General features: G+C 51.8%; 7 protein-coding genes. 5 read left to right on the top strand and 2 right to left on the bottom strand.

All coding sequences use genetic code 11. From position 1 onward, the window contains the following. Nucleotides 1-16: 16 nt before the first annotated feature. On the bottom strand, nucleotides 17-766 hold the full coding sequence (locus tag GOW48_RS13070; protein WP_170754405.1) for an SDR family oxidoreductase: 750 nt from the start codon (nucleotides 764-766) through the stop codon (nucleotides 17-19). Nucleotides 767-1,042: 276 nt separating this feature from the next. On the opposite strand from GOW48_RS13070, the gene GOW48_RS22730 reads away from it, so the two are divergent. The 3 genes from GOW48_RS22730 to GOW48_RS13055 all read left to right on the top strand — a co-directional run bounded on the left by GOW48_RS22730 (nucleotide 1,043) and on the right by GOW48_RS13055 (nucleotide 6,709). After that, a complete protein-coding gene (locus GOW48_RS22730; protein ID WP_331251807.1) occupies nucleotides 1,043-1,813 on the top strand; it encodes an IclR family transcriptional regulator in 771 nt (256 codons plus the stop codon). Nucleotides 1,814-2,018: 205 nt separating this feature from the next. After that, nucleotides 2,019-5,099, top strand: coding sequence for a response regulator (locus tag GOW48_RS13060; protein WP_170756480.1), 3,081 nt, complete (start codon nucleotides 2,019-2,021; stop codon nucleotides 5,097-5,099). Next, nucleotides 5,096-6,709, top strand: coding sequence for an adenylate/guanylate cyclase domain-containing protein (locus GOW48_RS13055; RefSeq protein WP_214648668.1), 1,614 nt, complete (start codon nucleotides 5,096-5,098; stop codon nucleotides 6,707-6,709). The genes GOW48_RS13060 and GOW48_RS13055 overlap by 4 nt, the downstream gene beginning before the upstream one ends. 11 nt (nucleotides 6,710-6,720) lie before the next feature. Here GOW48_RS13055 and GOW48_RS13050 read toward each other — a convergent pair whose 3' ends face one another. Beyond that, nucleotides 6,721-7,089: a response regulator gene (locus GOW48_RS13050; protein WP_170355278.1), complete on the bottom strand. Its 369-nt coding sequence runs from the start codon at nucleotides 7,087-7,089 to the stop codon at nucleotides 6,721-6,723. Nucleotides 7,090-7,582: 493 nt separating this feature from the next. Here GOW48_RS13050 and GOW48_RS13045 point away from each other — a divergent pair, with 493 nt between their 5' ends. Both GOW48_RS13045 and GOW48_RS13040 read left to right on the top strand, forming a co-directional pair. Continuing rightward, complete coding sequence (locus GOW48_RS13045; protein ID WP_170355277.1) at nucleotides 7,583-9,067, top strand: hypothetical protein; 1,485 nt, start codon at nucleotides 7,583-7,585, stop codon at nucleotides 9,065-9,067. Between the two features lie 21 nt (nucleotides 9,068-9,088). Beyond that, complete coding sequence (locus GOW48_RS13040; protein ID WP_170754400.1) at nucleotides 9,089-11,758, top strand: hypothetical protein; 2,670 nt, start codon at nucleotides 9,089-9,091, stop codon at nucleotides 11,756-11,758. The last annotated feature ends 1 nt before the right edge of the window (nucleotide 11,759 follow it).

Raw genomic sequence — 11,759 nt, 5'->3', positions numbered from 1 at the left:
CTAAGTTTCTCCTTGCTCACACAGTCCAGCCGCCGTCGATGGCGAAAGTCTGCCCTGTAGTAAATCCGCTTTCATCGCTGGCCAGATAGGTCGCCAGTGCTGCAATCTCGTCTGCATGGCCAATCCGGCCCATAGGTTGCCGCGCGACGAAATCCTTCAACGCCTGATCGTAATCACCCATCGCGCGCAGGCGATCGTGCAAGCTGGGGCTGTCTACGGTGCCGGGGCAAATCGCGTTGCAACGAATGCCGTCTGTAATGAAGTCCGCCGCGATTGATTTGGTCAGCCCGATCACTGCGGCTTTGGACGCACAGTAGGAAAACCTGTTTGGCACCCCTTTGATCGAAGACGCCACCGACGACATGTTGACGATTGAACCACCGCCCCTGGCAACCATTCCGGGGATAACCAGCTTGGCCAACCGGAACATCGCCTTGACGTTCAGATCAAAACTGAAATCCCATTGCGCGTCGTCGCATTCCAGAATGTTTCCGGAGCCCACAAATCCAGCACAGTTGAACAGAACATCCACTTCACCCGCAGATGCAATTGCTTCGGCCACCGCGTCAGCATCCGTTACATCCAGATTGACCACCGAGACGCGTTCGATAGCCTCAAGTTCGGCCAGCGTATCCTCGTTGATGTCGCAAGCAATAACTTCAGCGCCTTCGGCCACGTATTGTTCAACACTTGCGCGGCCGATCCCCTGCCCCGCCGCAGTAACAAGCGCTTTTTTTCCGGCCAGGCGGCCTTTTCTTGGCTTCATTTTCCTCGGTCCCAAAATTTTAGTCATGCAACAAGGCACATTCCCCAAAACGCGCAATTGCTTAGCCAACTCTTAGCCATATGGCTTCTAACCTCATTGGGTCAGCAATATTTCGCAATCTCAGGCTTGGCAGGCGCCGGGCCTCCTAAAACTCCGACGCGCTTGATTCCTCCACCTCTGTTCATATTTAAATCACGTATTTACTAATAAATCAACATTGACATTTTGCAGTCGGCAAAACGATGCTTTATGCATTCGGCCTAGGAGGAAGACGTGGTGGAACAAACCGAAAAGTATCGTGCGCCAGCACTCGAAAAAGGCATTGATATTATTGAGCTTTTGTCACTCCACGGGGATGGACTGACACAAGGTGATATCGCCCGCGCTCTGGATCGGTCGCAAAGCGAAATCTACCGAATGCTGTCCACCCTGGTCCGGCGCGGTTACGTCATTCGTTCCAAAGACGACGACCTGTATTCGTTGAGCCTAAAGATGTTTGCGCTGTCGCAACGCCACCCACCGGTCGAGCGGTTGTTGGAAGTTGCCACACCCAAAATGCGCGTGACGACACGACGCGCCTGGCAGTCCTGCCACCTGAGTATGGAAAGCAATGGTGACATCGTTGTGGTGGCCTCGGTTGCGGCACCAGGTGACTGGGTGTTTTCGTTGCGCGTGGGTACCGTTATGGGGTTGGGCAACACCGGGACAGGTCGGGTCATGGCCGCCTTTCGCACCGATCAACAGATTGAGGCTCTTCTGGACATCCATCGGCTGGCGCGAGGCGAACCACAACTTGATCGGGGCGAGTTCATGGAACATGTAGCCCGCATCAGAGAAGTTGGCTACGAAAGGATGCCATCCGCAACTGCAGTTGGTGTTACCAATCTAGCCTATCCTGTCTTCGATCACGAAGGCACCGCTATTTGCGCCATTAACTGCCCGTATGTCGAACGCATCGATCAGTTGGACGTACCTTCGATAGACGAGGTGCATCAGCTATTCCTCGACTTGTCTAAAGAGCTTTCGGCCTATTTCTCGGGTCGTTGAATAGTAACGCCAAATGCCAAATTCCCCTGCCGCCGGTCCTGCGCCGCCAAGCTACAGCGACAGCCTCGGACGTTCCGCCCGCACCAGAACAAAGCGAAATCAACCTTGTTTTGCTTTCCGACTTCCGTTCAACTGTTTTCGAGTTTGGAAACCTGAAGAACAGTGTTTCGGTGATGCGCTGATCTCGCCAAATGGAGAGCGCGACATGAATCAGTCCAATAGCCGTCATGAACATCAATCAGACGCTGCCAGACAAGCCATGTTGGAAGAGATTGCGTCCATAGTTGAAAGAACACCTGATCCCGATCACCTTCTTTTTCAAGTCGCACTCAAGCTGAAGACCTTGTTGGTCATGGATGAATGCGCGTTCGCTTTGCTCAGTCCGGGTGGTGATTTCTATTTGGAAGGCACTACCGCACAAGCCAACAAGGATTGGGTTGTCTGGAGCTCTGAGCAAATCCCAATCGCCGAAGACTTTATCGGCAACGCGCTGACTACCGGTAACCGTCAAGTACGCTTTAATTCACCAGAGCGAGATAGCGCACATGACAGCAAGACCTCCGTCGCCACGATGGTGTTACCTGTCAAATCCCTTGGACGAGTTATTGGCGCCATCCTGCTTCAAGGCGAGCGGGCGACCGAATTCAGTGAGACCGACACAAACGTCGCACACAGCGCTGCGATCCTTTGTGCAACGGCGTTTCTTGACCGACAATTACGTGTTTCGCGACCAGATCAACAACTGGACGGACTCGTCGATGCAATAAACACAATTCCAGAAGGTTTCGCTCTGTACGATTCCGAAGACCGGTTGGTGCTTGCGAACAAGACCTATCGAAAGATGCTGTATCCAGGGCATGAAGATCTGGTCAAACCAGGTATGAGCTTTGAACAGGTTGTTCGAAAAGCTCTTTCGCTCAACGTGATTGCTGATGCGGTCGGGCGCGAAGAAGAATGGCTGGTGCAACGCTTGAAACGCCACGCCAATCCCGAAGGCACCCAGATGCAAAGCCGAACATCCGGGGGGTGGATAAAAATAAGCGAACGCAAAACCCGCGACAACGCCACAGTCGCGATTTACAGCGACGTGTCCGAGCTAAAAAAAGTCGAAGCACGCAATGCCGAGCTGGCACAGATACCCGAGGAAAACCCCAACCCGGTGATGTGCATCGGTAGCGATGGTACTTTGATATACGCCAACAGAGCCAGCAAGCCGATGTTGGACGCGCTAAGCCTGAAAGTGGGAACGAAGGTTGGCCCGGATTGGATGCAGCGTGTTGAAATGGGCCTGCGAGAAAATGAACGGCAAGACTTTGAATACCAAGCAGGCGGCATGGTCTATACCTTGCTGCTCTGGCCGGTTCCCGACGCTGCACACGTCAATCTGTATGGCCGGGATGTCACGCAACTGAAGCAAGCCGAAAACCGGATGCGAGAATTGGCTCGTATCCCGGAAGAAAATCCAAATCCTGTACTGCGCATCAGCAGTCAGGGTCAGTTAATCTATGCAAACAAAGCAAGCGCCCCCTTGATCAACGCATTGCAACTAAAAGTCGGGGATCGCGTAGGGACCGGCTGGCGCAAACGCGTTAGCAAGGGTTTGCAATATGATGAACGACAAGATTTCGAGTATGAAGCGGGCGGCCTCATCTATTCCCTTCTGCTGTGGCCCATTGCGGAAGGCGGGTACGCAAACATTTATGGCCGTGACATAACTACCCAAAAGCAAGCGGAACGTGAGTTGCGTGTGGCCCGAGACATCGCGGAAACTGCCAACAAGACCAAAAGCACCTTTCTTGCAAATATGAGCCACGAGCTTCGCACGCCGCTGAACGCGATTATAGGCTATAGCGAATTGATGCTGGAAGAAGCCATAGACCAGAATGACGAAGCAAACCTGAGCGATCTTCGTAAGATTCAGTCGGCTGGCAAACACTTGCTCGCATTAATCAACGACATCCTTGATTTGTCCAAAATCGAAGCTGGGAAGATGGAATTCAATCTCGAATCCTTCGACGTCGCCCAGATGGTCAATGATGTCGGCACAACTATGCAACCGCTGGCCGAAAAAAACCGAAATACGCTGAAAATTCAATGCTCCGAAGGCATAGGTGACATGGTCTGCGACCTGACCAAGATACGTCAGGCGCTTCTCAATCTGTTGTCCAATGCTTGCAAATTCACCGAGAACGGAGACGTCGTGCTGTCGGTTACACCGTCGAGCGAGGCTGATTTAATCGAGTTTTCAGTTATTGACCACGGGATCGGAATAACGCCAGAGCAAGTCGACCGGGTTTTTGAGGCATTCACCCAAGCGGACTCTTCTACGACACGAAACTATGGCGGGACTGGTTTGGGCTTGTCGATTACCAAGGTGTTCTGTGAACAGTTGGGGGGCGACGTTCATTGCACTAGCGCTTTGGGCGAAGGCTCCACTTTTACAATTAGACTGCCGCGCATCTGCCAAGATCCGTCAGTTGATCGGCTAAAGGTCTCGGACTTCTCCCAAAACGATCCGAACATTGATCCGAACGCTCCGCTTATCTTGCTGGTGGATGATGACCCTACTGTACATGACCTATTAGGTCGGCGACTGCATCGGGAAGGATACCGGGTTTTGGCTTCGACTAGGGGTGAGGAGGCTCTGGAGCTCGCTCGGACAGTGCGGCCAGATGCGATAACCCTGGATGTGTTCATGCCTGAGGTCGACGGCTGGGCGGTTCTTTCCAAACTGAAGGATGATCCCGAACTGGCTAATATCCCGGTTATCATGCTTACCTTTGCAGAAGACCGTCAACGGGGCTTGTCTTTGGGTGCTAGTGAATACCTCGCCAAGCCGATTGATACCATCGAACTTCTGAGCGCCCTAAAGGACCATTGCCCCAGTCAGCCGACGCCGAGCGTTCTGGTTGTCGAGGACGAAGCAGCGACCCGCGAATTCATCTCCCGCGTTCTTGAGAAGGAAGGCTGGAAGATAGATCAGGCTGTCAACGGGCTGGATGCGTTGCATCAGCTTTCGAAAGTAGTGCCCGATGTAATATTGCTTGACCTCATGATGCCCGAAATGGACGGTTTCGAATTCCTTGCGAGGATGAGGAAGAATGATCAGTGGAAAGAGATACCCGTTGTTATCGTGACGGCTAAGACTCTGTCGAACGAAGATCGGAAACGTTTGAATGGTTCCGTTCAGACGCTGATCCGCAAGGACGGGGATGAAATCGAAACAATCTTGAATCAGTTGAATGAAATTCTGCCAAGCTCAGATTCACGGAAACATCGGCCGTGACCGACCTACCGGAGACCAAAGCCCAACAAGCGCAAGCATTGTGGTTAGCGAATTTACGTCAGACGCTGATATCTCCGGTCAGCGTGATTGTCGGGCTTTGCGATATACTTGAGAACGAAGCTAGACAGATGGTCCCCGAGGATGCCGTATCCGACCTGAGCCGTATTTCCAGAGCGGCAACCGAATTGAACGCATTTGTCGATCAGCTGCTTCGTCCCGAAATGGCGATAAAGCTGACAATCAGCGGTGATGAAGGAATAAAACGACTGCGTCACGACTTGCGAACACCCATGAACGCAATCAAGGGCTATAGCGAAATGCTTCTGGAGGATTTGGAAGCACTGAACGCAGGTCAATTGAAACCCGACATTCTGGGCCTGCTTCAGCACACCGAAGCTTTGCTGCAACATATCGACAGGCTGTCGGCTTTGTCCGACCATCAACCGAACGGGGGGTTTGGCCTTCCGGAAGCGTCCGACGACGCCGCCGAAATGTTCACAAAACTCACCCAGAGCATGCAGTCTACCCAACAAATTGCGGATACCGCCGGGCTGATCGGGCGCATCCTCGTTGTGGATGATCTTGAGGCAAACAGAAATCTTTTGGCTCGTCGGTTGGAACGGGACGGCCATGAAGTCAAAACCGCAGACGGAGGGCGAACAGCCCTGAAGATGATGGCGCAACACGCGTTCGATCTGGTTTTGCTTGATCTAATGATGCCCGATATTGACGGCTTCAATGTCTTGGCCCGATTAAAGGATGATGACGCTTACCGCGATATTCCGGTCATAATGATCTCGGCCCTGGACCAACTCGAAAGCGTCGCGCGCTGCATCGAGGCCGGAGCCGAGGACTATTTGCCCAAACCGTTCAACCCCGTCCTACTGAAAGCCCGGATCAGCGCCGCCCTCGAAAAACGGCGTTGGAGGGACCGCGAACGCGAGTACCTTCGGCAAGTGGAATCGGAAAAACAAAAATATATGGAACTTCTCCACAGCATCCTGCCGCAGAAAATCGTGGCACGCATGAATGACGGTGAAACAATGATCGCCGATCGCCACAGTGAAGCAACTGTTCTGTTTTCGGACTTTGTTGGATTCACCGAGTTGTCGTCCAAACTGCCGCCTGCCCATGTGGTTCACAACCTCAACCGCGTTTTCTCAGACTTTGACGAAATCGCGTCAGAACTCGGCGTAGAGAAGATCAAAACAATCGGGGATGCGTATATGGCGGCCGCTGGCGTTCCGGATCATCGGGGTGACCATGCCGAAGCGGTCGTAGAAATGGCACTTCGCATGTTGGCAGTGGTCGAATTTCTGAACCATGAATTGGATCACCCCATGGATGTCAGAATTGGCATCCACAGCGGACCCGTGGTCGCTGGCATAATTGGATCACACCGATTTCTCTACGACGTTTGGGGCGACACAGTGAATATGGCTAGCCGTATGGAATCAACCGGTGCGCCAAACCGGGTTCAAGTTTCCGAAACAACAGCCAAACAGATCGAACACCGATTTGACCTTTCCGAACCTGCCGATATTCGTGTCAAAGGCAAAGGTCAGGTTCGTACGTTTTTCGTTATGCGGCGCAAACCTGCAGCGGGATAATTGTGCAGCCACTAGGACGCGGGCAACAGGTTTTCCATCTTTTCCAGTAAGCGGCTAAGTTCAACGGGCTTAGTATCGAAATCATCACAACCCGCGTCCAACGCTTTTTCCCTGTCGCTGGCCATTGCGTGAGCAGTCAACGCAACAACCGGGATCGAAGCTGTGTCTGAGTTGGCCTTGATGCGCCGTGTTGCCTCCCAGCCATCAATCTCAGGTAAGCTCATATCCATCAATATGATGTCCGGAGACTGGCTGCCCGCCATGGCAACGCCCTCTAACCCGTCTTTTGCAACCACGACCGCAAACCCTTTACGGGTCAATCTGCGCGATAGCATATCGCGGTTCATTTCATTGTCTTCCACCAGCAGAACTTTAACCAAAATCCACCCCCCCCCAATGCGCATCCGCGCGTTTTTCCTTTCAATCGGCTTAAATCGGGACAAAACGATGGTCGCAGCCCACCCTAACTCCGGCACAGCGTTCCCCGAAACGATCAGCTTATAATCTCGACAATATAGATGCATGCAACGACAATCTGGCCCGAATAGCCGTCATTGGGTCCGGTGCGATGGTTATTCGAAAAATCAAATAGCAACAGCTTGGAACAAGTATTGCGGTAGCCCGCGACCCCGTACGACACGGGCAACCCAAATTGATCACCTAGTCGCCACACCGAAAAATTATAAGCATACAAGCCAGATAGGTTTTTGTCCTGCTGTTTGGAAACAACGTAAATCTCGTCGACGTAGGGGTGCGACGACAGATTCAGTCCGGATGCTTTGGGATTTTCGTGAACTGAAGGGCGCTGATGAAATCAGCAATTAAGTTGAATTTTGAAGTGATCTTTTGTCAAATCGTTACGTGGGGGAAGCCATGGCGATTGACAAGAAGAAAACAAAAGAACTCAAGGGGCATTTTGCGGCTGCTCGAAAGCGGGAACTGAACTTTGCGATCTGTCTGGGCAAGACGACTGAAAACCTAGTCTTCCTGGTCGATCGCATTTTGGCGCCCGACGCATTGACCAAACGCGCAAAAAGCGAAGGTGAAACACAAAAACTTTCCTCTGGCACAATGTGGTGCGACGGAAACACGCTTAACCTCCATTGCCAAAGTGACGTGGTCGCGCAACTGGCCAAGAAAACGAAAGAGTTCCTTAAACTGGCCGAGGCTCCGATGCGGGTTGAAGTCTTCGGTCCAGAAGACAAACCTGAAAAACCAGTGTTCAATACCGAGCCTGCTGCAGATGACGCCGACGATGATACTGCGCCGGACCCTGACGCAATTGAATGGAAGACGTTAAAGGACAATCTGGCCCCTGACGTAGCCGCGTTTCTGAAAGCCGGTGAAGGAGACGTGTCCAAAATTCGCACGGCCTGGGGTTATGCCCTGAGGATAGGCGATGAGGAAAATGACTATCCAGGTGCAATCAAGGTCGCAAAAAGGCTCAGGACCGCGCTGCACACCCCAGTTACCTCGGATGATGGACAAGACGCAAAACCTGTCGATCTCAACAAGAAGCGCTGGCAAATCGGATCCGAAAAATTCGCACCTGTTTTCAAGTCCGCTTTAAATGCGGGCCTTCTTGATCCCGACAAGGCCAACCCAATCTGGGACAAGGCCGAAGCCTTGGCGAAGGCAGGCAAATATTCCGATGCACTCAAGATCCTAAAAATCCTTTCCGATAAGATCACTGCCGCCAAAAAGGCAGGCATAAACACTGCCAAGCCGGAAACAACGAATGGGCCCGATCCAACATCCGAATTGCAGCGGGTTGCCAAATTATTGAAGTCGGCACTGGACGAAGGCACGCAAGGGCTTGAGAAAGCACTGCACACATTCGCGGCCTCTAAGGCCATGGTCGCGGGTGGCGATACAGCGGCGGCTCTCATCCAGCTTGAACAGGTCGAAAACGCCATTGCACAGGCAAAACGACCGGATGAACCTTCCGCAAAGCTGGCACCTGAAACAGAAGGTAAAAAGGTCGCGGCCCGCATTCGCAACATCTGGGACGAAGCGCACCGGGATGTATCTGGCCAGATCGATAAGTTGAGGCAAGAACTGTCTGCCTTTGACGATCCAAATTGCCAGACCCTGTCGGAAAGTGGTCTGACCGGTTTTTCTGAAAATCTGTTCGTTCAATTGAACGCCGCCTTCATCGAACTGGACCGCGCAAACGAAACGCGCCTGCCAGATGCGTTGGATTCAGCAGAAAAAGCCTTTGACGACATGGCCGGCTTTTTGTCGAGCAATCCGGCAATCAAGTTGATCGACACGAATGATCTTGGGGTCTCCATGTCTTTGGGCACGGTTCTGGGTGATGCGGTTACTAAGATGAAACACGTCCTGAGGGCAGGTTGATTTTCAAAACGGGGGGCGCGCATGCGCGGCGAAAAAGACGAAGATTGGCATGAGGCCAGAGCAAAGGATTTCGCAGCCAAACTGATGGCGGCATTGCGGCTGAAAGCCGTTGTAGTTCCAAACGCCGCCAATGTTGAGGAGCAAATCGCCGAGGCCTCCGAGGCGCTTTATTCCCTTGCGGATGACGGAACCGATTTCGAAAAATTCAAACGTGGGAATTTCACTTTCACAGACAAAGAGATTGACGCATTCGACTTGACGACGAATGAGGTCAAACTGCTGAAAGCCTGGCGTCACCCAATAGATTTTCGCGCACGTCAACAAGACGAAAAACAGCTCAAGAAGAAAATCAAGGCGCTCAATACTTCTATTGATCTTAAACTGAAAACCATCAGCGCGGATCTTGCGGAAGAAGACGATCGGTTCACAAGACGAGGCCAGCGGGTACTGAAACGTTCGGCGAAATTGGCAAAAAAATTGTCAGAAGCGGGTCGGTATAGCGATGCACAGGCCGTGTTGAATGGGCTTCTGTATCTTGAGACCTTGGAAAAGCTGGCATTGTCCAACGAAAAACCCGCAGCCGCTCCAGACGGAGAGCTTCAGGGCAATTCAGATGTGAAAGTCAATGTCGCCCAAGCCGTTGACGAGCGAAAATCAACCGAGGAATTGGCTGAAGAGGCGAAGGAAGATCAGCATGAACACACAGCGCGCGACGCGCTGGCGACACTGAACTATCTCAAGGACATGCGCGCTGCCGCAGGACAGCTGAGCCGCAGGTATGCAAACGACAAGGCGCAAACCAAAACCAAGGCTTATAAAGCCCTGGTCGATTTTCAGAGCGCAACGAAGAGCTACAATCTGAAATGGAAAGACTCTGATGATGTCCTGAGCCACTTCGGCAACGATCCGTCGAAACTTAAAGCCTGGCAAGATAAGGCGGCCAAGCATATCCACACCGGAGAAATCATCCTGAAAGCCGTCTTCCGAAAAAGCGCAGAATCGCATGAAAGCGCTATCGGAAATTACCTCAGCGTGAAAGATCACGAGGTTCAGCAAAAAGAGGCCGACGCAACCGGACACGGCAAGATAAAAACAGCGCGCGGGGTCTCGGGCTTGCCTCAGGAGATCATGAAACCGTTAGCCGCCAAGCTTGAGGTGTTGCAGATGCTGGCTGCTTCAGAGGAATTGGGTCAGGCCGACTTTCTTCTACTTCGAGATTTTGAAAACCAAATCTCCGAGGATCTTGATGTTCTGAAGGAGCATTCCGATAACTACAAGGCTTACGAGAAATGCGCAAAACGCTACGAAGCCCTCCTCGAACATCGGGTGATTAAGTATTCAGACTTTGCAAAAGAATATTTCCAGGATGAACTGGACCTGCAAAACCGTAACATCAAGGACCCGGAAAAGCTGGCTGAAGCCTTGAAACGATTGCAAAAACACGAAGATTTGCTGAAGGCTCGTATCAAATCCCTCGAATCCTATCGAACAGACTACAAAGACTTCAAAGATAAGTTCGACAAAGCCAAGAAGGATAAGACCAAGGCGTTCATCGCTCAGTTCAAGAAGACCCTCAAAGTGTTTTGCGAAAAGCTTTCGCAAAAGAACGGCGAAAACACCATCCGCGGCTTAAAGATTGACTCCGAGACGCAAAAATCCCTGGAACAGGCCGCCGACCGCGAAGACTATGCAGGTTTGTACGACAGGTTGTTCGACGGAATTTGGGGAGAAGTCGACATCGGTAAAAACAGCTCTGTTAAGAAAGCTGACCGAAAGTTGGATAAACTGACCGAACGTATGGACTGGAAGATAAACAGTCTGGTTCGAACCGAAAAAGCACTTTCCGGGCTGCCATCTGGGCAGCTGAGCGTGGATGAGCTGACTGGCAAATTGAAACGCCAAGACGCCAGCGCCCTGGCTAGAACTATCTTGGACGTAAACAACTCAGGCGACCTTAACGACAGGCTCAACAAGTCAGAAGCAAACTTTAAAGAAGCGCAAAAGACCCTGAAAAACTTCGTCAGCAAGGAAAAGAAAAAGCTGAAAGGGGCTGCACGCGACAGTTTCGAAAGCAATGAGGTTCTTCTCAAGGCGTTGAAAACAAGAGCTAAAACCGCCGCAACCCCTGAAGATTTCGATGAATTAACGATTGAGGCTGAACGTCTGTTATCAGAAGCACGTGATTTCGCAGAAGCAAATGTGCCATTGAAGATGTCAAAAGATCAGAGCTCGAATGAAAAGTTCGCTTTGATTTTGCAACGTCTCCGTGACGGCCTTTCTCCTTTTTACGACGGGCTTGAAGCTTTTCACAAAGAACATGTTCCGGCGGTCGCGAAGAAAGCCCGGAAGGTCAAAGATGAAGACCCGACCGCCAACGCCTTTGTCAGTCTTTACGACGCGAATAAAAAGAATATTGGCACCGTGGCCGAGCAGATCGAAGAACGGATGGACCTCGATGACAAATGTGGCGACCTGATAAAACGGTCCAAGGGTCTGGGCATGCCTGAACTGATCGCCCTGCGCGAAGAAGCCTTTACCGTGATCCGAAGAAATCGACGGTTCCTAGAAGAAACAATGATCGGCGGTCTGATCAAGACAAACCCGTTCGACAACGGCCGCCCTGTGCGCCGCCTGCTACATTTTCTGGAAAAGACCGAAGCCGACTTACTCGCCGAAGTTAAACAGACCTAAG

Origin of the sequence: Ruegeria lacuscaerulensis, assembly GCF_013033355.1 — a bacterium.
In the GTDB taxonomy this organism is placed as follows: Bacteria; Pseudomonadota; Alphaproteobacteria; order Rhodobacterales; family Rhodobacteraceae; genus Ruegeria; species Ruegeria lacuscaerulensis_A.
The sequence above is the reverse complement of the archived record's forward strand: the minus strand, read 5'-3'. Positions and strand labels throughout refer to the sequence as shown.